Raw genomic sequence first — 23957 nt, 5'->3', positions numbered from 1 at the left:
CATGGGCTCCTCCGATCTCGATGCACACAGTGTTGGTGTTCCCGGCGACCAGGGCAATCGGTGTTAAGGCGCATTGCCTCCAGGGGCGGAAGCGCCGAAAGTCAGAACGGCGTGCCCATGGAGCGCCCAGCCATCGCCCGGATCTTGCTGCGGTAGCGCCGGTCCTGGGTGTTCATCAGGTGATCCCACAGCGTGAAGTAGAGGCCGTAATGCCTGTTCTGATGTTTGTGGTGGATCGAATGGTGCGCTGGTCCAATGATCCAGGCGCCCAGCCAGTGATGCGGAAACCGCCGCGGCAGCACCTCAGGGCTCAGGTGATTCACCATGGCCCAGGCGGTCATGGTGGTGAGCACGGCCAGAACAGTGGCGAGATGGAGCGGCACCAGCACCACCACGATCACCAGCAGCAGGGAATGCACGAGCGATTCGATCGGGTCCAGCGCAAAGGAGGTCCAGGGCGATGGCTGCTTGGAGCGATGGTGGCCTCGATGCGTCCACCCATACAGCGTCGGCTGATGAAAGAGTCGATGCACGAAATAGAACACCGTGTCCTGCACAAGCAGAACAATCAGATAGCTGATCGGGATGTAGAGCCAGCCATGCTCCCCTGGATCCAGATAAATCCTGGTCAGGCCCATGGCATGGAGTTTGATCGCACCTGCCAGGACAACAGCAAAAACGGCTGTGGAGAGAATGCCCAGCCTTGTATCTCCTTTGACATCAGTATTCAGCGGTGGACTCGGTTGGCGTAGAGGCCAGCGAAGCAGAGCTGCTGCAAGGAGAGTGCGAAGATTGATCGTTGCAAATAAGGCGGCGGTGTCGATCCACAAAGACTTGCCAAAGGCATCGCTCAACTGCAGAACAAAATTGACGCCGCCAGGCTGCATGATACTTCGCGATCAGTTGCCTGAAAGGTAGATATTGACTTGGTTTGATTGATGCTCAGCGGGCTTTTGCCCCGTCTTTGCGGCAGAGCAGCAGCGCCTCAGCGCTGCCCCAACAGTTCATCCCAGCTGATCAGTTGACCGTTGCTGATGCGCTGTTGGGTTTGCTGTCGTTTCTGACGGGGACCGCTTGATGGGCGGCTCGCGGATTCATGCGCAGGCAACGGCTTAGGGCCGCGCCTGGGAGCGGTGTGTTGTTTCATCGTGGTTCACCTGTTAGGCGGTATCTGGATCGCGCTGAATGGAATGAATATTCAGGCTCACTTGGCGTACGAGCGTCTTTAGGTGCTCGTTTCACATCTCCACCATCGCACAGATCCAATCGGCCCGGGTTCGGTCAGGTTGTTCGGTTGCACGCCAGCACTCACCAAAGCTCCGGATTGTTCAGGGCGCCTTCGATGCGTGAACCGCTCCGCACGCCCTTCAGCACACCAGGCGTCAGCGCACGGGCAAACCAGCAGTCACCATGCTCCGTGGGTTGGGGGGTGCTCACCTGGTGGGGTGTGGAAAAGCGCCGGGCGTAGTGCAGGGGATTGCCCAGCACGAACATCGCATCGGCTTCCAGGGCCTCTTCCGCTCGGTTCATCAATTCGCTCGCGAGCCCCTGGCGCTGCCAAGCGGGGAGCACGGCCAGCGGTGCCATCACAAACGTCTTGAGCTGGGGCGCTGCAATCAGTGTGAGCGGGGTGTAGCAGGCATGGGCCACCACGGCCCCGTCCCGTTCCAGTGTGAAGCTGGGGCGTCCTTCTTGGATCAACGTCTCCGCCAGGTCGGCAATGCTGCGCGCTTCGTCGGGGCCATAGAGCGGTTCCCGGGAGAACGCCTCAAGGTGAAGAGTGCGTATCTCCTCGATCAAAGCTCGATCCGACGATGACCGGGAGTCCAAGGGTCTGACGTCTTTCGACCTTGTCTAGCGATGGCTCCCGTGCGGCGGCCATCCGTGCTCCAGCCCTACGCTGCACCGGCTGCCATGGAGCGACTTTTTGATGAAGGCGATCTTCAACGGAACCGTGATCGCCGAGAGCGATGACATCGTCATGGTTGATGGGAACCCCTATTTCCCCCGCTCCTCCATGCGTGAGGAGTACTTCCGGGAATCCAGTCTCACAACGGTCTGTGGCTGGAAAGGAACCGCCCGCTACTGGGATGTGGTGGTCGGAGACCAATCGGTCGCCAATGTTGTTTGGGCCTACGACACCCCCAAGCCCGACGCCGAATCGATCCGTGAGCGGTTCGCGTTTTATCGCGGCAAAGGGGTGGAGGTCAGCTGACGCGACCGTTCCTGGAGGCCTTCACTTGCCCTCCGGTAACGGGCAGGGCATCAGAGGCAGGGTCTCGCCTTTGGGGTGGAGCCACTCCTCGAATTCCTGGTGAACCGCCTCAGCATCAGCCAGTCGATCGCGGCTGGTGAGCACCCTGCTGCGTTGTCGGCTGTAATCCACAGCGCCTTCGATCAGTTCGATCGCCTGTTCGGTGGTCATGGGGATAAGGCATTTGCCAGCCATGCTTGGTCCCTTGCACCAGTCCGGTCGTCGCGATGGCGACAGTGCGGCTCGTTTTTCAGCGTTCCAGCACCGCCGAGTGCAACTGGCTGAGCAGGCGGGCGGCCAGACCCCTTGAAATGCGGCGTGCCACCAACAATTGGCAGATCCAATCAAATAACGGAGGGTTGCTGGGGTTCTGCAGCAGGTGATCGCGAAGGTCCAGCAGTGCCTCCTGGTGCCGACACCCCCGCAGAGCATCGATCAGGGTGTCTTCCGGGGCCCTGGTGCTTGGCGCGGCGGTGATTGTCATGGAAGCGTTCAGACGCTGTTTCGTTCTGGCACCGATGAGCGGTCTGTTGCAACAACCGCTCGAGATCGCAGTCTTTCTGCTGCTGAACAGCCTTCCTGCTGCTGAACAGTCTTCCTCCCCAAGCATTGCCCTTCACATCTGCAGCACCAGCCAAGCCAGGCCGCAACCCACCACCAGGGAGATCACGCCAACGATGGCCTTCCAGAAGCGGGGATCACTGGGTTGGAAGACCATCGGTTGGGTGATTCAGCACAGCTCCAGTTTCAGATAAGCGTCGTCCAGTTCTCGCATCTCTTCGAGGTTTTCGTGGAACCAGCAGCCATACATCAGATGGATGATCCGGCCGGTGTCCATGTCGCGATCGGCGACTTCCTGCCAGAGCCGGTGGGCCAGCTCCTGATCCGCGAGCACAAACTGCGCTTCCACCAACCCCTGCACCATCTGGAAGTACGACTGACGGTCATTGCGAAGCCGGCATTCCTCGCTGCCAGTTGCTGCCGGCATCGAAGCCGGTGATTTCAGCTGGGTGCGCGTCATCGACAACCTCCTTGCTGCGATCAAGCTCATCAACACTGTTGATCGCGGCGCGATCCGCGGCAATCAGTATTCATGCGCACTCTTTGGTGCTGGCTGACTTGGCGCTGTCTGATTGGGAGCGGCCTGAACTCAGGGGATCAGGTTCATGCCAAGGAAACCGCGGCCCAGGCCGGAGCGTTTGTCCTGCAGAAAGGTGACCGCCAGTTCGAAATCCATCAGCCCGGCGGCTTCGATCGTCTCCAGGGGTAATTGCCCCTGGCTGCGCTGGGCGTAATTGCTGTAGATCTCCTCTTTACGAGCTGAGAGAAAACTCACCAGCTCGCGCAGGATGAAGTCTCTCCATTCGTCTTTGTCCTGCTGACGCACCTCAGGAGCAGTCATCGCGATGATTCAGGCCTGATCGGCACCCTAGAGACAACGCACCGATGCTCACCGCTCTCGATACGCCCACCATCAGTCTCCTGTTGTTTGGTGCTTGTTTCGCGGCCCTGCAGGTGTGGTGGATCGCCTCCCTGTTGCAGCGCAACCGTCGCCGCCGTGCGGGTGAGCCGATGAGCAGCCGTGAGTTCCGCGCTGAGTTGGAGCGCATCTTCCGGCGAGAGGCCTGAAGCTTCCAGCCTGAAGCTTCCAGCCTGAATCGTGGCAGCATCTCCCCCATCGCTGCTCCCCTGTCATGCCTTTGATCAACGTGCGCACTTCGTTGCCTGCCGTCAAAGACGGCTCGGCGCTGTTGCAGGAGCTGTCGACGGCGCTGGCCGAGCAGACCGGCAAGCCGGAGGCTTATGTGATGACCCTGCTGGAGACCGGCGTGCCCATGACCTTCGCCGGTAGCGCTGACCCCTGTGCCTATGTGGAGGTCAAGTCGATCGGTGCCCTGCGGCCGCCGGCGATGACCGCCGCATTTTGTGAGCTCATCCAGAGCCGCACGGGTATTCCCGCCAATCGCATCTACATCGGCTTTGACGATGTGCAAGCCAGCTGCTGGGGCTGGAATGGTTCAACCTTCGGTTGAATTCCGATGCCTGTGTTCAACGCCTGTCCTCAACGTTTGCGTTGACGGCGGTTGGCCTTGCGGGTGCCGCCGTAGCGGTAGCCGGGCTGTCGGCTGATTGGTTCCCAGCATTCAGGGCAGGTGAGTCGCCACTCAGGCCGTGCATCGCTGCGCACGCGGTAGTGGAGGGGGCCTGCCTTGCCGCAGCAGTCGCACTGGGGCAAGTGACGCGTCAGCAGATAGCTCTCCTCATCTGCCGTGGAGAGTCGCCCCAGGGCTGCATTGCGATGGGGGTACCGGCCGAAACGCAGGAGAAGCTCCCTGTTCTTTCGCGCCACGGCGGCAGTTGCAGGATCGCTGAAGCGCTCGAGCAACGGAATCCCCTCCTCCAGGTCAGCGAGGGTTTCGCTGTGCAGAAAGGGCATCAACCAGAACTGTCGTCGCGGGCGGGATGCTTCGTCTGACAACCAGCCGCAGGTCAGCGCCTGACGGCTCAAGGCCAGGGCCGCTGCATCGCCACTGAAGGCCTCGGGCTGATCCCGATACAGCTGTCGACTGAACTGATCCAACAGCAGCACCAAGGCAAGCCCGCTGTCCGGCTCCTCTCCCCATGCCGTCAGTTGGCCGGCAAGGGCCTCCATGGTCAGGGGGCCAAAGCGGCTGCGAACCTCCCCATCAAAGGCATCGCTTTGTTGGAACCACTGACGGGGCCGGCAGTCTTCAAACCAGAACCGAAGCACAGCGGCAGCGGCCTGCTGGTTGTTCACCCCTGGTTGCGACGCACCCGCTTCACGGCCAGCCCCGCTTCAGTCGCCGTGATCGCTGCGAGCAGCACCAGGCCGATCAGGCCCACAAGCTGGTTCTGAGCCTCAGCACTGGCCTCAGCGTTTTGGCCCAGAACGGCTCCGGCAATGAACCAAGTGCTGGCCAGGATCGAGGTGATCCAATAGGCCTTCCAGCGTCGTTGGTAGAGATAGCCGGCTCCAAGGCCAGGAATCACGTTGAGCAGAGCGGCCACCCAACCGGAGGAGGCGGCCAGGATCTGTTCGCGGCTTGGAGAGGCTGTTGCCTGGTTGGAGGAGTCGTTCATCACTTGCTGCGAGTTGCGGCGTAGGCCACGGCGCCACCGGCGATCAGGGTGAGCAGGCCCGTGCTCAGCAGAAATCCGGTGAGCATGAACAGGCCGAGCAGGGAGCCGAGCAGTGACATCTTCACGCGCAGCAGTTTCGACTTGATCAGAAGCACGAGCAGCAGCATCACCGTGGCCTTCAGGCCGGCGATCTTCGCTGCACTGATCGGACAAAACGGACTGAAGGGGAGCATTGCTGGAAAGGCCACACTGTCACTCTGTCGCGCCCTTGAGCACGCTGTGGATTGCTCCCTGCTGAATCGCTGCTGTTGCGCCGTGTTGACGCTTGCGCTCACCCTGCTACTGATGCTGGCGATTCCGAGCCCGGTGTCCGCCGACTGGATCTGCGAGGGCGATCGGCTCAGTGTTGAGACGATTGATCTGGGCCGGGAGGCCATGGGGGCTCTGGCCGACTCGATTCCCAACACGGCTGCGGGCACCTTGCCTGGTGATGGCGTTCTCATTCATTGGCGGGGCGTCACCCTGCAGCTACCCCGCACCAACAACGCCGGTGCCCCCAGTTACACCGATGGTCGCTGGTGGTGGAGGGCCGAGGACCCCGATCATCCTGAGTTCCGCCAGCGGCGTGGTGGGGTTGAGACCTACCGCTGCGAACCCTGGGCCTGAGCTCCGGTTCGGATCGACCAGAAGACCCGTTAGGCTCCGCCTGTCTCATGGTTGGACCCATGCTCCGCAGTCTGTTTGGCGTGCTGATGGCCGCGGTGCTTTGGGTGCAGGTGCCCCAGTGGAGCAACGACTGGTCCCATTGCGCTGTGGATGTGCCGGATGCCGATTGCCACTGGTATGTGGTCGCGCCTGACAACACGTTTGGTGAGGGGTTCGACTGGGCCACGGCGCCTTGGTTCGACGTCAACGGTCTCCATGACATCGCCCAGCTCCAGCACACCGTGGATGCGATCCAGGCTCAAGCGATCCAGCCCTGATCATGAGCTGAGGGATCGCCCCTTCCAGGTCCACCCCTGACCGGTGAGGCTGCGCCAGACCGATGTCGGTGCCAAGCCGGCCACGATCAGACCGCCGGCGCCCATCAGCCACCAATGCTTCAGCGGTAGGGCGAATCTCTTCAGGCTCCAGAGCCTCAACCCCAGCTGCAGGCCGATACCCACCAGGCCCACAACGGTGATGGCCTGCCAACAGGTCTGTAGAGGGCCAGCCGGCAGGAGTCGATCCATCACCAGGGCGCCCGGAACCACCAGCCAGGGCGTGCTGAACATCAGCAGAACCACACCGCCGGCACTGAGGGCTTTGAGGATGCTTCCATCGAGGCCAAGAAACCAGTTTTTGCTCCACCCCTCCCAGAGGGCGCTGAAGCTGGAATACATGTGCAGCTCCACGGCATCAAGCCCCAGGCGGTAACGCAGCCGATAGCCCCCATGCTTGATGCGGCGGGCGAGTGCCAGGTCTTCCACCACTTCTGCGGCAAGGGCACGGTGGCCTCCGATCGCCTCATAGGCCTCCCGTCGGAAGAGCATGAAGGGCCCGGCGGCAAAGGCCACGCTGGAGTCGGGTTCATTGGTTTCTTGAATCGGAAACCCCAGGCCCAGCAGGCTGGCCATGATGGGCTGGACCATCCACTCCGCCAGGCAGCTGCAGACCAGGCGGGGCGCAAGGCTGAACAAATCCGCCTCCTCTCTGATCGCCTGATGCAGGGCGCGGCGGATGGCGTCAGGGGCTAGGCGCACATCGGCATCGATGAACAGCACCCAGCCACTGGAGACCTCATGCATCGCCTGGCTGCAGGCCCAGTTCTTGCCCACCCAGCGCTCGCCTTCTGGCCGCGGGCCCGCTGCGATCACCTGGCCTTCAGGGTTTTCGCCCGAGCTCTTGCACTCGAGTTGGCTCATTTCTGCCCTGGCGATCGCCAGGGTTGCATCGCTCGACTCATCATCCACGACCAGAACCTTCCACTGTTGGCAGGGAGACGCGCTGGTCAGCACAGTTCTCAGGCAGGCTTCAATGTTGGCGGCTTCGTTGAAAGCCGGAATCACCACTGTGAGGCTGGTGTCGATCGGATCGCCGCCGTAATCCGTGGATTCGGCATCCAGTTCCGGTGCCGTTGCAAAAGTGCGCTGCAGGCCAATCAGTAACGTCACCAGCCCCAGTGCGGCGGCCGAGGCCGAGATCAAAAAGAATGCGGTGATCAGCCAGCTGGCGTCCATTGCTGAGGCGTCAAACCTCAAGAATCCTGCTGCATCGTCCTTTGCCTAGCTGCTTGCTTCTGATTTCCTAACCTTGGGTTAGCAGCAGTCCAAGACCAGGTGTTGGCGGTTGTGCTCATGATTGAGCAATGATGAAGTTGCACATGAGGCATGGCCATGCGTTGTCTTTCCACGCTCGACCCCTACACGGTTCGCTACAAAAACTTTGACGGCCATAAATTGGAAACCTGCTTTTATGCCAGTGATGCCTTTGAGGCTCGTTTGCTGGCGATTGAGTTCAACGCATATATCCGCAACCGTCCCCAATGCATTGATGCCGTGATCCGCGAAGTGCGGCGTTCTGCTTGATCATTGATGCGCTGCATGAATTCCTTGGTGCATGAGTGCATGTGCATCATTGTGCATTTCTTTGGGCCGTTATGGTGATGGTTTCAATCAGTCTGAATGCCTCGGCTCACGCTGACTCTTGATGATCGGCAGCACAAAGCCCTCAGGCTTTTAGCACTGCAGAGAGATCGAACAATGCTCTCCTTGATCAAGGATGCACTTGGGGAATATCTCGAGCGAGAGGGAGGCTTTGAATTGAGAATTCGCTCTTCTGCCGATGGTGGTGATTTGAACTCAGCACCAACTGATTCCGCCAGCGACTGATTCCGCCCCAGACGCCTGGAGATTCGCCAGCATGGTGCAGTCGACTGCGCGCTGCATCGCTCCATGCCTTGGCGTTCCCTGGTGGTGCTGTCCATCCTTTTGAGCGTGTCCTCGTTGCCGCCCGGTCCGGCAGCTGAAGCCAGCGGTTACACACTGGTGTTTCAACGCTCCAAGGGGGCTCTCCCCTCAGGGCATCGACGCTGGCTTCTGCAGGTGCGTCGGGCAGGTCAGACCCTGGCGAGTTGGACAGCGGTGAGTGGCACTCGCCAGGCTCAGACATCCGACCGGCGTTGGTCTCCCGGCAATGGAGCACCTCTCCCGGTGGGCACCTACAACGTGGGGCAGCCTGAGCGTTGGGAAGGCTCCTGGTGGATTGACCTCAACCCTCGCTTCTCCACGACCCGCAGCGCCCTTGGGATTCACACTTGCCTGCCGGGAAGTGGTTGTATCTGCCTGCCAAGTCGGGCCGATACAGAGGCTGTGGCTCGCTGGATCAACAAGACTGGGCTCAGCCGGCTGCAAGTGCTGAACTGAAATCCGAGTGGGGTTCAGACCAGGCGCACGCTGCCCGTTTCCACCAGGCGCAACAGGGTGGTCTTGAGCTTCTGCTCCTGTTCGTCAAGGTTCTGCTGCAGCAGAACGGCCCTGTATTCGTCTGTGCTGATCCTGTTGTGGAGTCGCGCGGCGAGATACATCTCGACCATGGAAGCAGCTTTGATCGCCCGACGACCCTAGGGGGAGGACGATGCGATCTGTGGTTCGTAGGATGCGCCGCGCCGATCCTCCCTGCCCATGGCCAACCTTGACCAGGCCCCGAGCCGCAGCATGCCCAACCTGCTGCATGTGCTGCCGGCCTTCGCCGATGAGGCGGAGCTCCGCCTGAACACGATCGTGGAGCTCAACTCCAACACGATCAACAAGTATGAGCTGATCACTGAGACCGGTCATCTGAAGCTGGACCGTGTCGGCTACTCCTCCCTGGCCTACCCCTTCGCCTACGGCTGCATTCCCCGTACCTGGGACGAGGACGGCGATCCCCTCGATATTGAGATCGTCAACGTGACCGAGCCTCTGATCCCTGGATCCGTGGTGGAAGCTCGCATCATCGGCATCATGACCTTTGATGATGGCGGTGAGGTGGACGACAAGGTGATCGCCGTGCTGGCCGATGACAAGCGCATGGATCACATCAAGAGCTTCGAGGATCTCGGCGAGCACTGGAAGAAGGAAACCACCTACTACTGGGAGCATTACAAGGATCTCAAGAAGCCTGGCACCTGCAGGGTTAATGGCTTTTTCGGTACCGAGAAGGCCGTGGAGATCATCAAGAGCTGCGAGGCTCGTTACATGGCCGAGATCGATCCCAAGTTGGTCGACTGAGCCTGAAGCGTTCCGTGGCGCTGTTGAGGGCGGGGGAGACCCCGCCTTTTTTATTGGCTTCGCGGAAGGGCTGCTTTTTCTCTGAGCGATGTTTACGTTGAGACCAAAGGGTCTCAACGATTCAATGTCTACCCGCTCTGTGCCTCTTCCTCGACCGGTCGTGCTCGGTGCCCTGCTGGGGCTGGCCCTTCCGGTGTGCTCGGCTGCTGCCGCGGTCGCAGCGCCCCAGCTCGGGCCTGGCCCCCTCGCCGTGTTGCCGGCAGCTCCCACCACCCGGATTGAGCTGGATCTGCGGACGCGGCGCATCAGCGTGATCCGCAACGGTGAGCGCCTCGGCCCCTGGCCCGTGGCGATTGGTGACCCGAAAACGCCAACGCCGGCTGGGGTCTTCCAGGTGGAAAACAAGCGGGTCAATCCCCAGTATCAGAGCACCAAGTCAGGCAAGGTGAATCCCGTCACTGGACCTGCCAGCCCCCTCGGCCACCGCTGGATCGGTTTTCTCCAACATGGCCCGAATCAGTTCGGAATCCATGGCACCCCCTGGCCCCATTGGGTGAAGATCCGCGCCGCGGTCTCCAATGGCTGCGTTCGCATGCTCAACGCTCACGTGCAGCAGCTCTATGACCTGGTCGATGTTGGAACGCCGGTGGTGATCACGCGCTGAGCATCAACTGCTCACGCCATGCTGAAGAAGCACCGGGAAGCCGGAGCTCAGGCCGCTGAACAGCATCTGCACGGCGATCGCCGTAAGCAGCAGACCCATGATCTTGGTGAGCACCTGCAGCGCTGAACTGCTGATCTTTGAAGACAGCATCTCGCCGGCGTCGAAGATCAAATACACCACCACGGTGAGCAGCAGCACCACCAGGCTTAGGCCCAGCTTGCCGCCCATGCTCGCGGCCGCAGGGTCAGCGATCACCACGGTGAGGGTGCCAGGGCCCGCCAGCAGAGGGATGCCCAAGGGCACGATTCCCTTGACGGCGGAGTCTTGGTCGCGTTCCACCGAGGCGGGGTCGTGGTGCACTTTGGATGGCTCGGACCGCAGCATTGAGAGGCCGATCAGCACAACGATCAGGCCGCCGGCTACCTGAAAGGCCGGTCTGCTGATTCCAAAAAAGCCCAGCAGGTCATTCCCCAGCCAGGTGGCCAGCAGTAGGGCGATCAGGAAGGTGACGGCACTGCTGCGTGCAATGGCCCGGTCTTTGCGCTTATTCCCATCCGTGAAGGACAGGTAGATCGGCAGGTTGCCGATCGGATTGGAGATGGTGAAAATTCCGACCGCTGTGTGCAGCAGAGACATCAAGTCAGGCTTCGGGACGCACCGAAGCAAAAATCTCTTTCAGGATCTCTCCTGCGCCGCGGGATTTCAAGTCGTCGGCAAGACCTTTGCCAATGTCCTCGGCGCTGCTCACCGCTCCGCGACGCTCATCACGGATCAGGCGTAGGCCATCAAGGCTGGCCACCATGCCGGTGAGGATCAGCTCGTCACCCTCGATGCAGGTGTTCACGCCAATCGGCACCTGACAGCCGCCTTCGAGTTCACGCAGAAAAGCTCGCTCCGCCAGACAGCGGGAGGCGGTTGGACCGTGTTCCAGCACCTTGATCAGCTCCAGCACCTCCGGCTTGCCTTCCACGCATTCGATCCCAAGGGCGCCTTGGCCAACGGCATGAAGGGAGATGGCGCTGGGGATGATCTGGTGAATGCGATCCCCGAAGCCGAGCCGGCTGAGGCCAGCTGCAGCAAGGATGAGGCAGTCGTAGTCGCCGGCATCCAGTTTTTCCAGACGGGTGATCACGTTGCCGCGCACATCCTTGAACTCAAGGTGCGGGTAGTGATGGCGCAGTTGAGCCAGGCGGCGAAGGGAGCTGGTGCCCACCACGGATCCCTCCGGCAAGGTCTCCAGCTTGTAGTCGGCATTTTTGGCGTTCACCACCAAGGCGTCGGCGGGATCCTCCCGTTCAGTGATGCAGCCCAGCATCAGGCCTTCCGGCAGGTTGGTGGGTAGATCCTTGAGTGAGTGCACGGCGATCTCGGCGCGCCCCACCAGCATCTGAGCTTCTAGCTCCTTCGTGAACAGACCCTTGTCGCCAATCTTGGCCAGGGCGACATCCAGGATCTTGTCGCCCTGGGTGGCCATGGCTTCCACGGAGATCGCCAGACCAGGGTGGGCTTTCTCAAGCTCCGCCTTCACCCAATTGGTCTGCACCATGGCCAGCTGGCTGCGGCGGGAGGCGATGCGCAGGTGCTCGAGGGCCATGGATAAAGGATTGCAGCCGCTAAGACTACGCAGTCGGCCCTCCATTTAGGCCGCTGTTTGACAACGCATGAAGCACCAGTGGCCAGCGGCAGCTTTACGATTCGAGACAGTTGATCCGCTGTAATGCCGGGACCCGTGGTCAACGGAGTGCGTCATGACGCTGGCTCCACCGAGCCTGGAGCTCCAGCAGCACGTTCCTCGGCAGTCCCATCAGGTGCCGGGGAAGCCCAGGCCTTCCTTCCGGTGCTGGCGGAGGGAACGATCCGATTGCTCCTGCTCACCAGTGGTCAGCTGGTGATGGCCCGCCTTCGCCAGACCAGCGACGGTGATGGTGAGAGGGCCTACCAGCTCCTGAGGCCCCTGCTGGTGGAGGCGAAGACCGCAGCCAATGGCACCCAGGCCGGTTGCGGTTGGGTTCTCGCACCGTTTCTCGATGGCCTCACGGCTCAGAAGAATCTGGTGTTGTTCAAGGGAGCGATCGCGTCGATTCTTGAGCCTGAGCCTCGTTTGATTCAGGCCTACACCATCCGCACCAACCAGGAGTGCCCTCCGGCCGAGACCCCAGTGGAGCGGCTCAAGCGTGCTTTTCAGGAATTCACAGAGAGCATCGAGGGCTGAAGCGTCGCCGCAGCCCCCGACGCGTTGCTCGCTTACTTGATGTATTCCTTGAGCACGCCGTTGCGGTTGGGGTGGCGCAGTTTGCGCAGGGCCTTGGCTTCGATCTGGCGGATGCGTTCCCGGGTGACATCGAAGATCTGTCCGATCTCCTCAAGGGTCTTCATGCGACCGTCATCGAGGCCATAGCGAAGACGCAGAACATCTCGCTCCCGTGGGCTGAGGGTGGCCAGCACACCCTCCAGGTCTTCCCGGAGCAGGTTCTTGGCCACATCCTGTTCGGGGTTCTCAATGTCGGCTTCGATGAAGTCGCCCAGACGGGAATCCTCCTCCTTGCCGATTGGGGTTTCCAGAGAGATCGGAAGCTGAGCACTCTTGGCGATGAAGCGCAGTTTCTCGATCGTCATCTCCATGGATTCAGCAATCTCTTCTTCGGTCGGCTTGCGACCGAATTCCTGGCTGAGCACCTTGGTGGTTTTCTTGATGCGTGAGATGGTCTCGTAGAGGTGCACCGGAAGCCGGATGGTGCGGCTCTGGTCGGCGATGGCGCGGGTGATCGCCTGACGAATCCACCAGGTGGCGTAGGTGGAGAACTTGTAGCCCTTCTCGTGATCGAATTTTTCAGCGGCCCGGATCAAACCCAGGCTTCCCTCCTGAATCAGGTCCTGGAAGCTGAGGCCCCGGTTCATGTATTTCTTGGCAATCGACACCACCAAGCGCAGGTTGGACTGCACCATCTTTTCTTTGGCCCGTCGGCCAAGCATCAGCCGGCGGCGGAACTTGATCAGCGGCATCTCCACCAGGGCTGCCCATTCCTTGGTGTCAGGCAGGCGACCGTTGTCACTCTCAAATTGAGCTGCCAGCTCCTCAAGCAGCAACAGGTCGGCAATTTTCCGGGCCAGCTCGATTTCCTCATCCGGACGGAGCAGGCGGATGCGGCCGATCTCCTGGAGGTAAACCCGGATTGAGTCTTCGGTGTAGACCCCTTTGGGGCCAATCTTGATGCTGGCCAAGGCCTTGGCCTTGGCATCTTTTGCGGCGGATGCCTCGGCTGCATCACTGCCGGCCTTGGCATCAGCCTTGGCTGAAGGGGCAGCGCCGGCCGCGGCCAGGAGTGCATCAGCAGCGGCATCGAGATTGTTGCCTGCGGCGGCAGCCGCAGATTTGCTGCTGCTGCTTTTCGCCTTGGTTGTGGACTTGGCCGCCGTGCTCTTCGCAGCAGTGCTCTTGGCCTTGGTCGCCGTGCTCTTCGCAGCAGTGCTCTTGGCCTTGGTTGTCGCCTTGGCCGCGGGTTTCACGTCCTTCGCCTTGCCGCTGGCGTTAGCCAGCATCACGATGGCGGGCTTCTTTTCGGCAGCGGCTTTTGCCGATTTGGCCGCAGCAGTTTTGGTCGCAGCAGGGCTCATGGCAGATGGGGAATCGAGGCGGACTACAGGAACGTCACAACATGAGTGTGGACGCGACACACTCACTGACAGCGATCTGTTTCAGTGCGCGCCGGTCTTTGCGTGACAGGTGCGAAGCTGAACAGAAATCGACAAGGTGATAACAGGATCGGGACCAAGGCAGGGCTGTCAGGGGCTTTCGCAGACCGGTCGGCCGTAGTGGAGGAGAACTCCTGGCTCGAGCTTCGTGTCTTCCCTCTGGACGGAACTCTGCACGGTTCCGACGACAGCTTATTGCTGTCCAACCTCCCTATCTTAAGAAAAACCTGTAGCCCCTGCAACCCCTACCCTGCAGGCCGCACCTGCTGGCCGTGCTGATGGTGGAGGTGGTGGATGTCTGGCTCGAGGCGGGGCGTGATGGTCGCTCGTTCACCTACGCCGACTCCCTTGGGCTAGGGGTTGCGCCTGGTGATCTGGTGCGTGTTCCCCTTCGCGGTCGCTCGATGCAGGGGCTGGTGATTGCCCGCCGTCTTGCAACCTCGACCGATGCCGATCTCGGCGAGTCCCTTCAGGCGGTGCAAGCGCTGCTTCAGCCCGCTGCCGTCGATCCCGCCTGGAGGGATTGGTTGGATGCGATGGCGATCCGTTGTCACACCAGCCCCTTCCGCATGCTGAAGGCGGCTCTGCCTCCGGGCTGGCTTGGCCAGCGGGTCCAGCCCTCCTCGGCGGGGCGTCGGATCTGGTGGGTGGAGGCGCTGCCCCTGTCTGACGTGGGCTTACCCCCTCGCCAGGCTGCACTGCATGCGTTGCTGCTCGAGAGGGGTGGCGAATGGCAGCGTCAGCTGCAGCAGGAAGGTTTTGGCTCCCAGCTCATGCAGGCCTTGGAGCGGCGCGGAGCTGCCCGTCGCGAGCTGCGCCTGGCTCCAGCTGTCACCGCTGCCGCGACACCGCCGGCTGCTCCATTGGATCCCGAGTTGCCCCAAGTTCTCACTGAGGAACAGCAGCGGGTGCTTGAAGCCTTTGCTCCGCAGCCCGCCGGTGGCGGCATGCTCCTGTGGGGGATCACCGGTTCCGGCAAGACCGAGGTGTATCTCCAGCTGGTGGCCCGCGAGCTCGCAGCTGGTCGCCATGCCCTGGTCCTCACGCCGGAGATCGGTCTGATTCCTCAACTGGTGGATCGCTGTCGCCGCCGTTTTGGCTCGTCGGTTCTGGAGTATCACAGCGGCTGCAGCGATCGGGAACGCGTCAGCGCCTGGCGTCGCACTCTCGACACCGCCACGCCTCTCGTGGTGGTGGGGACTCGTTCGGCCGTGTTCCTGCCCCTGGATCCTCTGGGCCTGATCGTGCTTGATGAGGAGCACGACAGCTCCTACAAGCAGGAGTCCCCCATGCCCTGCTATCACGCCCGTGACCTGGCCCTCGAGCGGGTGCGTCGACTGGGGGGACGGGTGTTGCTCGGTAGCGCCACCCCCTCCCTCGAAACCTGGATTCAGCTGGAACCCCGGGGACCGCTGGCCCTGGCCCGTCTCAGCCGGCGGATCTCCAGTCAGCCACTCCCGCCGGTGCATGTCATTGATATGCGTCAGGAACTGCAGGATGGCCATCGACGCCTCCTCAGCCGCCCACTGATGGATCGACTGGCGCTCTTGCCGGAGCGTGGAGAGCAGGCGGTGGTCTTGGTGCCTCGACGCGGCTACAGCAGTTTTCTCAGCTGCCGCAGCTGTGGTGAGGTGGTGCAATGTCCCCACTGTGATGTGGCGCTGACCGTCCATGGCCAGCGCCCAGGTCGCCAGTGGCTGCGCTGCCACTGGTGTGACCATCGCGCTGAGATCACCAGTGCCTGCGGTCACTGCGGCTCCCTGGCGTTTAAGCCTTTCGGGGCTGGAACCCAGAGGGTTCTTGAACGCCTCTCTGAGGAACTCGAGGGCTTGAGGCTGTTGCGTTTCGACCGTGACACCACCGGGGGGCGTGACGGTCATCGGCGCCTGTTGGAGCGTTTTGCAGCCGGCGAGGCGGATGTGCTGGTTGGCACGCAGATGCTTGCCAAGGGAATGGATCTGCCTCGCGTGACCCTGGCGGCCGTTCTGGCTGCCGATGGCTTGCTCCACCGGCCTGATCTGCGCGCCGGTGAGCAGGCGCTCCAGCTGCTCCTTCAGCTCGCCGGTCGGGCCGGGCGTGGGGAGCGACCCGGCCAGGTGTTGGTGCAGACCTACACGCCTGATCATCCCGTGATCCGACATCTCGTGGATGGACGCTATGAGCGTTTTCTTGAGGAAGAGGAAGTCGTACGCCGTGAGGCGGCCCTGGTGCCTTTCAGTCGGGCCTGTCTGCTGCGCCTCTCGGGTGTGTCGGCGTCGGCCACGGCCACGGCTGCCAGCGTGCTCGCCGAGCGGCTTCGACCCCTGTGTCAGGCCTCGGGTTGGCTGTTACTGGGACCAGCCCCAGCTCCCGTGGCCCGGGTGGCCGGACGCAGCCGCTGGCAGTTGCTCCTGCACGGTCCTTCCGGAACTGATCTGCCTCTGCCACCGGGATCGGCCCTTTGGGATGCCTTGCCTAGGGATGTGGCCCTTGCTGTTGATCCCGATCCCCTGCAGCTCTGAATCAGGACGGCAGCTCCGGGTAACCAAAGCCCAGATTCAGGCGCAGACGCTGGAGCAGCAGGGTCACCCCAAGCAGCACCACCACGACGAGGGCGCCGAGACCCAGCCGGCTCCAGCGCCAGATCCGCAGTGTCAGCCGGTTCACCTGACCTGCTTCAAGGGGCCAGAGCAGTGCGCCGTCGCCGATGGTGGGCTTCTGTGGGCTGCCCTGGCTGTGGCGGCCCGCTGCTGGTGGCGTCAGCCGTACGCGCAGTTCGGGCAGCGGCAGCCCCTTCAGCGCTTGTAGATCCAGGCTCAGTTCCAGCCGTTGCTGCACCCCGATCAACCAGTTGCGCTCCTTGAGCTCCAGCTGAGGCGCAGGCAGATCAAGGCCCGCCGCGGCGGCGGCGGCCGCCGCCGTGTTCTGCAGCAGCCGTTGCGCTTCGTCGCTGCGAAGCACGGGGGCCTGGAAGTGTTGTGAACCGCCCCGGGGCTGGGAGGCCGACCAGCGGGGGCTCAGTGCTTCCAGGCTTCGAGCGAAGCGGCCCTGCCAGGGAAGCGGCTGACTGCTGCCGCTGTCGATCGTCCATCCCAGCTGCACTCGGTCTGGACCGGGCAGACCGATGTCCGCCGTCAGGCGTCCGCATCCACTGAGCAGCACGGTCAGCCCGATGAACACCAGCAGCACCACGACAGCGAATCCAGGCGCGGCGGCTGTGGTGGGGCCGGTCGGCGGTGGCGGCGGCGGTGGTGGCCCCTGATTGCGGCGGCGACGGATGGGGCGGGGTCGTTCCCCCATCTGCGGCGCCATGTCGAGGGTTGGCAGTTGCATCGACCACCGCGCCGGCCGCTGCAGGCTTGGTGCCTCGAGCACCTCCAACAACTGTTTGGCACGGGTGCGCACCTCGTTGTCACGGCAGCGAGTCAGCAGGCGACAGGTGCTCAGTGCTTTCTCCTCCTGCCCCTGCCCCATCCAGGCCGTCACCATCAGCATCCGGATCTGGGCCCCGGCCGGATCCGTGATCGGGCAATCGGCCACCAGCGGCTCCAGCAGCTGCAGGCACAGGCCATAGTCCCCCCGTTCAAGGGCGGTTTCCGCCGGTGCTACGGGCGTGCTCATCGATCAACCGCGACCCAGCACCATCGTGCCGATTCCGGCATCGGTGAACACCTCCAGCAAGAGGGCATGGGGCACGCGTCCATCAAGGATGTGTGCTGCTGCAACCCCCTGGGCGAGGGCACGGATGCAGCACTCGGTTTTCGGTGTCATGCCTCCAGCCACGACGCCTTCGCTGATCAACTGTCTTGCCTCCGAGAGCCGCAGTTGGCGGATGAGGGAGTCGGGGTCGTCACGATCCCTGAGGATCCCTGGGGTGTCGGTGAGCAGGATCAGCTTCTCGGCTTCCAGTGCTGCGGCTAGCTCACCGGCGACAGTGTCGGCATTGATGTTGTGAGCACGGCCATCAGCGGTGGCGGCCACACTCGAGATCACCGGCACGTAGCCCTTCTCAAGCAGTGGTTCGAGCACATCGGGGTTGACCCGGGCCACATCTCCGACCAGTCCATGGCTGCCATTCCCCCAAGGGCGCGCTTCAACAAGCATTCCATCGCTGCCGCTGAGGCCAACGGCCCTGGCGCCAAGCCGGTTGAGGCCGTTGACGATCTGTTTGTTGACCCGTCCCACCAGCACCATCTCGACCACATCCATCGTGGCCGGATCCGTCACCCGCAGGCCGTCACGGAACTCAGCGGGAATCTCGAGACGTTTCAACCAGGTGTTGATCTCTGGCCCGCCGCCATGCACCACCACCGGCTGCACACCCACGCTGGTGAGCAGGGCGATATCCCGGAACACCGCTTCTTGCAATGCGGCATGGGCCATGGCAGCTCCGCCATACTTCACCACGATCCGCCGACCGGCGAAACGCTGGATGTAGGGAAGGGCTTCGCTGAGAACCGAAACCCTCAGGGCGTCGTCAGTGGCCATCGCGTCAGTTCACTGCTCTCCATGCTCGCCTGCCGCCGGCAGCAGGGTTAGGTCGATCCGATCACTCCCCAGAGGTGCGATCTTTGCTTGAAGGCCTTTGGCGAAAAAGCGTCCCAGACGTTCTTCCCGCTCCTGCCAGCGCTCCAGTGGCACGGCTCCAAGGGTGAAACGAAGTCTGAGGCCATAACCGCCATCACTGGCTAATTCCTCGATCTCCAGCAGCTGGGGCGGGGTGTCTTCATCCCAGAGTTTGAGGGCTTCCAGCGAAGATTCCAGATGGGCTTTCTGCCCGTAGCGCCAGCGGGTCACATCGCCGAGCAGCTTGCCCAGTTCCGGAGCGGCGGCTTCACGCTCTTGCCGAAAGGTGGTGGCTGGAATCACCCGGCGGGCTGGGGGCAGTTGGGATGACTTGAGTGCCAAGCCCCCCAGCAGGATCGGAATCCCGTAGAAGATTGTCGGCAGGCTGAGGTTGGCGTTCCCGCTGCCATAGGCGATGGCACCCACCACGGTGAGCACACCGCCAGCCACGGTGATCAGGTTGCCGGGAGAGATCAGGTTGGTCATCGGTGCACTCTGATGCAAAGGCCTGCCCTGGCGTGGCGCAGCCGGGCCCGGGGGCACGGAGAATGGGATGGTCATCGGCGGTTATGCCCCCATGGAGAGCTCCCCCCAACAGGACCCGGGCACGTCTGCTGATCTGGCCACCCTGATCGCCAAGCTCGACCAGGACAGGGCCTGGCTGCTCGAGCAGATCGATCGTGGACGCTGGGCCGAGCTGAGGCTTGATCTGGCGGCCTTGGAGCGGGAGCTGGGCCAGTTGCTGGTGAAGGCGGCGGAGCGTCTGGAGACGGATGGCGGCAGGTCCTGAGCGCTCACCTCACCGCCGGCTTCATGGCATTGGCTGTTCGGATAGGCCTCGCTGTTCCGGACAGACCGGCTGTTCAGAAAGATCGGGCTGTTCAGAAAGGTCTGGCTGTTTAGAAGGGAATGTCGTCGGTGTCAGGCACGAGCGGTGCGCTGTTCCAGGTGGCGGCTGCCTCCTGGGGTTGCGCTGGAGTTGGGGGTACCTGTTTGGGAGCAGGCGTCACAGGGCCGCTCGAGGCGGGGGCAGCCGAGCGGGGCGCTTGCTGCGCTGTGGTGGCTCCGGAGCCCACGGGATGGAGACGAGCAAGCGTGAATTCCGCACGCTTCTCCTTGGTGCCGTCCTGGCGGGCCACGGTGTTCATCCGCAGGCGCCCTTCAATCATCAGGCGCTGTCCTGGCTGAACTCGGTTCTGAAGGTCCTGGGCGAGGTTGCCCCAGCCCACCACCTTGATCTGGCCGGCCGGATCATCTGGACGCAGGCCGTCGAAACGCACCTCCATTTCCGCGATCGGGGTCTGGTTGTCCTGGGTGTAGCGAAGGGTGGGGGCCTCCAGCACCTCCACTTCGAGCACACAGTGGTTCATCGCCGTCCGACGCGTTGATGGAGTCGCCATCCTGATGCACGAACCGCGCAACCGCCAGGGCCATGTGTGGCTGCTTGCCGGCACCGGCGAAGGCCCTCTGATCGCCCGCACCCTGCTGGCCAAAGGCTGGCAGGTCAGCGTGAGTGTCGTCTCCTCCTCTGCTGCAACCGTTTACGACGGCCTGCCGCTGCGTCACCTCTGGATCGGTGCCCTGACCGGACCGCAGGCGATCCGGGGACTCTTCGAGCGCGAAGGGATTGATCGGGTTGTGGATGCCACCCATCCCTTTGCCACGCGGATTACGGCCCAGCTGCTGGAGGCCTGCGGCGGCGAGGGGCCAACGTTGTTTCGCTTCGAACGACCGATCGAGCCCCTTGCCGGTGCACGGCTGATCGAGGGCGTTGATGCACTCACAAGCTCCGCGGGAGGGCGTCGGATCCTTCTGGCTCTGGGTGCTCGGCACCTGCCGGCGGTCGTGGCAGCCCTCAAGCCCGGCGGGCATCACCTCCATGCCCGCGTGCTGCCCAGTCCTCTCGCCCTTCGCCAGGCCCTGGCGGCCGGACTTCATGCCCAGCGTCTGGCGGTGCACCGTCCGCAGCAGGAAGGGGATGGCGCCTCCCTGGAGGCAGCGCTCTGTCGCCACTGGGCGATCACGGATGTGCTCTGCCGACAGTCTGGGGGGATCACGGAGCGTGCCTGGCACCGGGTGACCCAGCAACAGGGGCTTCAGCTGTGGCTGCTGCGTCGCCCCCCTCTGCCGGAACAACTTGAAACCGTGCATAGCGTGGATCAGCTGCTCGATCGCCTGTGCTGAAGCTTGTTCTCACCACCGAAGCCGATGCCGCAAAAGCGGATGCGCTGGCCCAGGCCTTGGTGGAGCGGCGTCTGGCCGCTTGCGTCAGTCAGCATCCAATCCGCTCGTGCTACCGCTGGAACGGGGTGATCGAGCACAGCGAGGAAGTGCAGCTGCTGATCAAAACGACCGAGGCCGCTTGGCCGCAACTCCAGCCCGTGCTGTGTGAGCTGCACAGTTATGACACCCCCGAATTGCTCCACTGGACGGTGGAGGCCAGTGATGGGTATGGGGGGTGGGTGGTAGCGGAGCTGCTCAGCTGAGGTGCTGCCGCACGAGCTCGGGCAGGGATGCCTGGGAGCGGGGGCCGAGCTGGGTGACCACCTGACCGGCGCAAACAGACCCGATTCGGCCGCAGCTCTCAAGGTCGAGCCCCTGGGTGTAGCCGTGGAGGAATCCGCCGGCATAGAGGTCGCCTGCTCCAGTGGTGTCGACCAGGGTGCCCAGGCGATAAGCAGGAATGTCCCAACGCTGATCGCCGCTGAGCACGACGGAGCCCTGTTCACTGCGGGTCAGGGCCGCCACCTGGCAGCACCCCTTCACCTGTTCAAGGGCGCTCTCGAAACTGTCGGTGCCGTACAGCGAGGTGATTTCACTTTCGTTGGCGAACAGCACATCCACATGGCCATTCACGAGCTCAAGAAAGCTGTCGCGGTGACGATCCACGCAGAAGCCGTCGGAGAGGGAGAGGGCGACTTGTCCGCCGCTGTCCCGACAGGCTTCCGCTGCTGCGATGAAGGCGCGCTTGGCTGCTGGGCTGTCCCAGAGGTAGCCCTCCAGGTAGAGCACCTTGGCGTCACGGACCATGGAGAGATCCAGGTCTTCGGGTTCCAGTTGCACGGAAGCACCCAGGTAGGTGCACATCGTGCGCTGGGCATCGGGCGTCACCAGAATCAGACATCGGGCCGTGCTGGGGCCGTTGGTCGCTGCTGGGGTGTCAAAGCGGGTTCCGACAGCTCGGATGTCGTGGCTGAAGATTTCACCGAGCTGGTCATTGCGCACGCGACCGATGAATCCGGCCCGGCTTCCCAGTTGAGCGAGACCCGCCAGGGTGTTGGCGGCAGATCCACCGGAGGTCTCGAGGCCGGCGCCACTGGCCTGGTAGAGGATCTGAGCCTGCTCTTCATCCACGAGGGCCATCGCCCCCTTGGTGAGGCCATGGCTTTCCAGGAATGCATCGCCGGTCTGGACCAGCACATCCACAATCGCGTTGCCGATGCCCACCACATCCAGGGAAGCGGCGGAGTTGCTGAATCGGGATGAGGTCATTGGGTGATGGCGAACGCGTTACGCCGCAGTATCACCCTTCGCCGGATCGACTTAGGCGCTGAGCAGGGCCCGTTTGGGCCCATGGATTGGGTCTTCCACCACGATCGTCTGATCCCGACTGGCGCCGAGCGACACGATCGCGATCGGCACTTCCATCAGGTCGGCCAGGAAGCGCAAATAGGCCATCGCCTTCTCTGGCAGATCGTCCAGGCGCCGGCAGTCGGCGGTGGAACACTGCCAGCCCTGCAGGCTTTCAAAAATCGGCTTGCAACGGGAGAACTCCTCGGCGCAGCTAGGGAAGTAATCGATGCGCTCTCCATCCAGTTCGTAGGCCACACACACCTGGATCTCATCGAGCTCATCGAGCACGTCCAGCTTGGTGACGGCCAGACAGTCCAGACCGTTCACTTCAACGGCATAGCGGCCGATCACGCCGTCAAACCAGCCGCAGCGGCGACGACGGCCCGTGGTGGTGCCGAACTCGCCGCCACGCTCGGTCAGCTGGTCGTTGAGACTGCCACTCAGCTCTGTTGGGAATGGCCCTTCGCCAACACGGGTGGTGTAGGCCTTGGCCACGCCGATCACCCTGTCGATCAAGGTCGGGCCGACGCCGGCACCGATGCAGGCCCCGCCGGAGACCGGATTGGAGGAGGTGACGTAGGGGTAAGTGCCGTGGTCGAGATCCAGCAGTGTTCCCTGGGCCCCTTCGAACAGGATGTTTTTGCGGTTGCGGGCGGCGCTGTGAATCGCCCGGGTGCAGTCGACCACATGGGGAGCCAGACGCTGCCCATAGGCCAGGTATTCCTGGATCACTTCGTCGCCATCGACGGGGTCCATCCCGTAGATGGTTTCGAGCAGTTGGTTTTTCTCCCTGAGGGGCCCTTCGAGTCGGTCGCGGAGGCGCTGCTCGTCGAGCAGGTCAATCACCCGGATCCCGCTGCGTTGGGATTTGTCGGCGTAGGTGGGGCCGATGCCGCGTCCGGTGGTGCCAATCCTGCGATCACCACGCTGCTTCTCCATCGCCAGATCCAGCAGGCGGTGGTAGGGCATGGTCACGTGGGCGGTGGAGGCCAGCTGGAGGCCGGAGATGTCGATCCCGTTCTCGATGAGCATGTCGAGCTCCCCGAGCATCACCTTGGGGTCAACGACCGTTCCCGAACCGATCAAGCAGATGGTGTCGGGATAAAGGATTCCAGAAGGGATCAGGTGAAGCTTGAGCACCCGACCGTCCACGACGATCGTGTGGCCAGCGTTGACGCCGCCCTGATAACGGACGACAACATCGGCGGAGCGGCTCAGGAGATCGGTGATCTTTCCTTTTCCCTCGTCACCCCACTGAGCACCGATGACGACAACGTTGGCCAAAGACACTGCGGCCCGAAGCCGCCAATCTGCACAATCCGGCAGTTTCGCACTTCACCCTTCCTTACGTCAAAAATGCCCCTGAGTGCGTGACAGTTTCAGTTCGGATCAGCGCGATGTTGCATGCGGGCAGCTGAGCTTTCCTCAGCTGCCGCGCACAGCCGAACGCTCGGCCTTGGTCAGTTCTTTGCCGACCCGTTCCTTCAGGCTCTCGGGCAGTGGGCGGTTGGCGTAGGTGTTGTAGTGACCGGCCAGGGAATTCAGAGCGGTCTGCATCGTGGTGAAGGAGGCCAGGCCATTCACTTGGGGGCGTGGGCGGTACCGGGACATGTAGTCATTGATCAGACTCCGCGCTGCCAGTTCTGCATCAGGACGCTCGGCATCGTCCTGGCTCAGGGCGATCGTGGCCTGCAGGGTGTGTGCAACGGCCACCGTGTCCTCCACGTAATCCCCGGTCAGGCCGGACGCTGAAGCCCCGGAGCAGGCGGTCAGCAGCAGGGTGACGCTGAGGCAGGCCACCACGGTCCAGGCCATCGCCACCTTCAGCAGCTGTTGGGTGAGGCGATGCAGGGCGGAGAGCATGGAGGCGGATCCG

Annotated in this window: 35 protein-coding genes; 14 read left to right on the top strand and 21 right to left on the bottom strand. The window is 62.6% G+C overall.

Going from position 1 to position 23957, the window contains the following annotated elements; translation table 11 throughout:
* Positions 1-101: 101 nt before the first annotated feature.
* Together CWE17_RS01060 and CWE17_RS01055 are read right to left on the bottom strand one after the other, a co-directional pair.
* On the bottom strand, positions 102-887 hold the full coding sequence (locus tag CWE17_RS01060) for a sterol desaturase family protein (protein ID WP_240789181.1): 786 nt from the start codon (positions 885-887) through the stop codon (positions 102-104).
* Positions 888-1308: 421 nt separating this feature from the next.
* Positions 1309-1830, bottom strand: a complete 522-nt coding sequence (locus CWE17_RS01055; RefSeq protein WP_206338337.1) for a GNAT family N-acetyltransferase — start codon at positions 1828-1830, stop codon at positions 1309-1311.
* A 100-nt stretch (positions 1831-1930) separates the two neighbouring features.
* Between CWE17_RS01055 and CWE17_RS01050 the strand changes: the two genes are divergently transcribed.
* Complete coding sequence (locus CWE17_RS01050; protein ID WP_131454512.1) at positions 1931-2215, top strand: DUF427 domain-containing protein; 285 nt, start codon at positions 1931-1933, stop codon at positions 2213-2215.
* A 21-nt stretch (positions 2216-2236) separates the two neighbouring features.
* On the opposite strand, the gene CWE17_RS01045 is transcribed toward CWE17_RS01050, so the two are convergent.
* The 4 genes from CWE17_RS01045 to CWE17_RS01030 form a co-directional block, all read right to left on the bottom strand.
* Positions 2237-2425: a hypothetical protein gene (locus tag CWE17_RS01045; protein ID WP_131454511.1), complete on the bottom strand. Its 189-nt coding sequence runs from the start codon at positions 2423-2425 to the stop codon at positions 2237-2239.
* A gap of 79 nt (positions 2426-2504) precedes the next feature.
* Positions 2505-2738 carry a hypothetical protein gene (locus tag CWE17_RS01040; RefSeq protein WP_131454510.1) on the bottom strand — a complete coding sequence of 78 codons (234 nt, stop codon included), beginning with the start codon at positions 2736-2738 and terminating at the stop codon, positions 2505-2507.
* A 246-nt stretch (positions 2739-2984) separates the two neighbouring features.
* A complete protein-coding gene (locus CWE17_RS01035) occupies positions 2985-3275 on the bottom strand; it encodes a hypothetical protein (protein WP_131454509.1) in 291 nt (96 codons plus the stop codon).
* Between the two features lie 129 nt (positions 3276-3404).
* Positions 3405-3656 (bottom strand): hypothetical protein, encoded by a 252-nt coding sequence (locus tag CWE17_RS01030; RefSeq protein WP_131454508.1) that lies wholly within the window; start codon positions 3654-3656, stop codon positions 3405-3407.
* Between the two features lie 44 nt (positions 3657-3700).
* Between CWE17_RS01030 and CWE17_RS01025 the strand changes: the two genes are divergently transcribed.
* Both CWE17_RS01025 and CWE17_RS01020 read left to right on the top strand, forming a co-directional pair.
* Entirely contained in the window at positions 3701-3883 is a 183-nt protein-coding gene (locus tag CWE17_RS01025; protein ID WP_131454507.1) for a hypothetical protein, read from the top strand.
* A gap of 65 nt (positions 3884-3948) precedes the next feature.
* On the top strand, positions 3949-4287 hold the full coding sequence (locus tag CWE17_RS01020) for a phenylpyruvate tautomerase MIF-related protein (protein WP_131454506.1): 339 nt from the start codon (positions 3949-3951) through the stop codon (positions 4285-4287).
* Between the two features lie 29 nt (positions 4288-4316).
* On the opposite strand, the gene CWE17_RS01015 is transcribed toward CWE17_RS01020, so the two are convergent.
* The 3 genes from CWE17_RS01015 to CWE17_RS01005 are packed head-to-tail and all read right to left on the bottom strand — an operon-like array spanning position 4317 to position 5589.
* Entirely contained in the window at positions 4317-5033 is a 717-nt protein-coding gene (locus CWE17_RS01015) for a DUF924 family protein (protein ID WP_131454505.1), read from the bottom strand.
* Positions 5030-5356, bottom strand: coding sequence for a hypothetical protein (locus CWE17_RS01010; protein WP_131454504.1), 327 nt, complete (start codon positions 5354-5356; stop codon positions 5030-5032). The genes CWE17_RS01015 and CWE17_RS01010 overlap by 4 nt, the downstream gene beginning before the upstream one ends.
* On the bottom strand, positions 5356-5589 hold the full coding sequence (locus CWE17_RS01005; RefSeq protein WP_131454798.1) for a hypothetical protein: 234 nt from the start codon (positions 5587-5589) through the stop codon (positions 5356-5358). The genes CWE17_RS01010 and CWE17_RS01005 overlap by 1 nt, the downstream gene beginning before the upstream one ends.
* Before the next feature lie 112 nt (positions 5590-5701).
* Between CWE17_RS01005 and CWE17_RS01000 the strand changes: the two genes are divergently transcribed.
* Positions 5702-6022, top strand: a complete 321-nt coding sequence (locus tag CWE17_RS01000) for a hypothetical protein (RefSeq protein WP_131454797.1) — start codon at positions 5702-5704, stop codon at positions 6020-6022.
* A 59-nt stretch (positions 6023-6081) separates the two neighbouring features.
* Positions 6082-6339, top strand: a complete 258-nt coding sequence (locus CWE17_RS00995) for a hypothetical protein (protein WP_131454503.1) — start codon at positions 6082-6084, stop codon at positions 6337-6339.
* Here the strand turns inward: CWE17_RS00995 and CWE17_RS00990 are convergent, their stop codons facing one another.
* Positions 6340-7575: a glycosyltransferase family 2 protein gene (locus CWE17_RS00990; protein WP_131454502.1), complete on the bottom strand. Its 1236-nt coding sequence runs from the start codon at positions 7573-7575 to the stop codon at positions 6340-6342.
* Between the two features lie 156 nt (positions 7576-7731).
* Here CWE17_RS00990 and CWE17_RS00985 point away from each other — a divergent pair, with 156 nt between their 5' ends.
* Positions 7732-7923 (top strand): hypothetical protein, encoded by a 192-nt coding sequence (locus tag CWE17_RS00985; RefSeq protein WP_131454501.1) that lies wholly within the window; start codon positions 7732-7734, stop codon positions 7921-7923.
* 366 nt (positions 7924-8289) lie between these two features.
* Positions 8290-8760, top strand: a complete 471-nt coding sequence (locus CWE17_RS00980) for a hypothetical protein (RefSeq protein ID WP_131454500.1) — start codon at positions 8290-8292, stop codon at positions 8758-8760.
* Positions 8761-8774: 14 nt separating this feature from the next.
* On the opposite strand, the gene CWE17_RS12155 is transcribed toward CWE17_RS00980, so the two are convergent.
* The gene (locus tag CWE17_RS12155) at positions 8775-8930 is read right to left on the bottom strand and encodes a hypothetical protein (protein ID WP_164498725.1); all 156 of its coding nucleotides are present in this window, start codon (positions 8928-8930) and stop codon (positions 8775-8777) included.
* An 88-nt stretch (positions 8931-9018) separates the two neighbouring features.
* On the opposite strand from CWE17_RS12155, the gene CWE17_RS00975 reads away from it, so the two are divergent.
* Together CWE17_RS00975 and CWE17_RS00970 are read left to right on the top strand one after the other, a co-directional pair.
* Positions 9019-9606: an inorganic diphosphatase gene (locus CWE17_RS00975; RefSeq protein WP_131454499.1), complete on the top strand. Its 588-nt coding sequence runs from the start codon at positions 9019-9021 to the stop codon at positions 9604-9606.
* A gap of 124 nt (positions 9607-9730) precedes the next feature.
* Entirely contained in the window at positions 9731-10270 is a 540-nt protein-coding gene (locus tag CWE17_RS00970; RefSeq protein ID WP_131454498.1) for a L,D-transpeptidase, read from the top strand.
* 3 nt (positions 10271-10273) lie between these two features.
* Here the strand turns inward: CWE17_RS00970 and CWE17_RS00965 are convergent, their stop codons facing one another.
* Positions 10274-10906 carry a MarC family protein gene (locus CWE17_RS00965; RefSeq protein WP_131454497.1) on the bottom strand — a complete coding sequence of 211 codons (633 nt, stop codon included), beginning with the start codon at positions 10904-10906 and terminating at the stop codon, positions 10274-10276.
* A 4-nt stretch (positions 10907-10910) separates the two neighbouring features.
* On the bottom strand, positions 10911-11864 hold the full coding sequence (hemC, locus tag CWE17_RS00960; RefSeq protein WP_131454496.1) for a hydroxymethylbilane synthase: 954 nt from the start codon (positions 11862-11864) through the stop codon (positions 10911-10913).
* Positions 11865-11987: 123 nt separating this feature from the next.
* On the opposite strand from hemC, the gene CWE17_RS00955 reads away from it, so the two are divergent.
* Complete coding sequence (locus CWE17_RS00955) at positions 11988-12482, top strand: DUF6561 domain-containing protein (protein WP_131454495.1); 495 nt, start codon at positions 11988-11990, stop codon at positions 12480-12482.
* 32 nt (positions 12483-12514) lie between these two features.
* Here the strand turns inward: CWE17_RS00955 and rpoD are convergent, their stop codons facing one another.
* Positions 12515-13885 (bottom strand): RNA polymerase sigma factor RpoD, encoded by a 1371-nt coding sequence (rpoD, locus tag CWE17_RS00950; RefSeq protein WP_131454494.1) that lies wholly within the window; start codon positions 13883-13885, stop codon positions 12515-12517.
* Positions 13886-14241: 356 nt separating this feature from the next.
* On the opposite strand from rpoD, the gene priA reads away from it, so the two are divergent.
* Positions 14242-16464, top strand: coding sequence for a primosomal protein N' (priA, locus tag CWE17_RS00945; RefSeq protein WP_131454796.1), 2223 nt, complete (start codon positions 14242-14244; stop codon positions 16462-16464).
* Position 16465: 1 nt separating this feature from the next.
* On the opposite strand, the gene CWE17_RS00940 is transcribed toward priA, so the two are convergent.
* From CWE17_RS00940 to CWE17_RS00930, 3 genes are read right to left on the bottom strand one after another with little or no spacing between them, the layout of a single operon-like run.
* The gene (locus CWE17_RS00940; protein WP_131454493.1) at positions 16466-17563 is read right to left on the bottom strand and encodes a DUF3153 domain-containing protein; all 1098 of its coding nucleotides are present in this window, start codon (positions 17561-17563) and stop codon (positions 16466-16468) included.
* Positions 17564-17566: 3 nt separating this feature from the next.
* Positions 17567-18430 carry an acetylglutamate kinase gene (gene argB, locus CWE17_RS00935; RefSeq protein WP_131454492.1) on the bottom strand — a complete coding sequence of 288 codons (864 nt, stop codon included), beginning with the start codon at positions 18428-18430 and terminating at the stop codon, positions 17567-17569.
* A gap of 9 nt (positions 18431-18439) precedes the next feature.
* Positions 18440-18994: a DUF2854 domain-containing protein gene (locus CWE17_RS00930; protein ID WP_131454491.1), complete on the bottom strand. Its 555-nt coding sequence runs from the start codon at positions 18992-18994 to the stop codon at positions 18440-18442.
* A 91-nt stretch (positions 18995-19085) separates the two neighbouring features.
* Here CWE17_RS00930 and CWE17_RS00925 point away from each other — a divergent pair, with 91 nt between their 5' ends.
* Positions 19086-19298 (top strand): hypothetical protein, encoded by a 213-nt coding sequence (locus CWE17_RS00925; protein ID WP_131454490.1) that lies wholly within the window; start codon positions 19086-19088, stop codon positions 19296-19298.
* Positions 19299-19407: 109 nt separating this feature from the next.
* Here the strand turns inward: CWE17_RS00925 and CWE17_RS00920 are convergent, their stop codons facing one another.
* Positions 19408-19878 carry a single-stranded DNA-binding protein gene (locus tag CWE17_RS00920; protein WP_131454489.1) on the bottom strand — a complete coding sequence of 157 codons (471 nt, stop codon included), beginning with the start codon at positions 19876-19878 and terminating at the stop codon, positions 19408-19410.
* Between the two features lie 34 nt (positions 19879-19912).
* Between CWE17_RS00920 and CWE17_RS00915 the strand changes: the two genes are divergently transcribed.
* A complete protein-coding gene (locus tag CWE17_RS00915) occupies positions 19913-20692 on the top strand; it encodes a precorrin-6A/cobalt-precorrin-6A reductase (RefSeq protein ID WP_131454488.1) in 780 nt (259 codons plus the stop codon).
* Positions 20686-20994: a divalent-cation tolerance protein CutA gene (gene cutA / locus CWE17_RS00910; RefSeq protein WP_131454487.1), complete on the top strand. Its 309-nt coding sequence runs from the start codon at positions 20686-20688 to the stop codon at positions 20992-20994. Before CWE17_RS00915 ends, cutA begins: the two co-directional genes overlap by 7 nt.
* On the opposite strand, the gene CWE17_RS00905 is transcribed toward cutA, so the two are convergent.
* The 3 genes from CWE17_RS00905 to psb27 form a co-directional block, all read right to left on the bottom strand.
* On the bottom strand, positions 20987-22000 hold the full coding sequence (locus CWE17_RS00905) for an adenosine kinase (RefSeq protein WP_131454486.1): 1014 nt from the start codon (positions 21998-22000) through the stop codon (positions 20987-20989). The genes cutA and CWE17_RS00905 overlap by 8 nt on opposite strands.
* Positions 22001-22051: 51 nt before the next feature.
* Positions 22052-23371, bottom strand: coding sequence for an adenylosuccinate synthase (locus CWE17_RS00900; protein ID WP_206338336.1), 1320 nt, complete (start codon positions 23369-23371; stop codon positions 22052-22054).
* Between the two features lie 135 nt (positions 23372-23506).
* On the bottom strand, positions 23507-23944 hold the full coding sequence (gene psb27, locus CWE17_RS00895; RefSeq protein ID WP_131454484.1) for a photosystem II protein Psb27: 438 nt from the start codon (positions 23942-23944) through the stop codon (positions 23507-23509).
* Between the last annotated feature and the right edge of the window lie 13 nt (positions 23945-23957).

The sequence above is a fragment of the Synechococcus sp. BS56D genome (assembly GCF_004332405.1).
Taxonomy (GTDB): domain Bacteria; phylum Cyanobacteriota; class Cyanobacteriia; order PCC-6307; family Cyanobiaceae; genus Synechococcus_C.
This window is presented reverse-complemented; position numbering and strand designations above follow the sequence as displayed.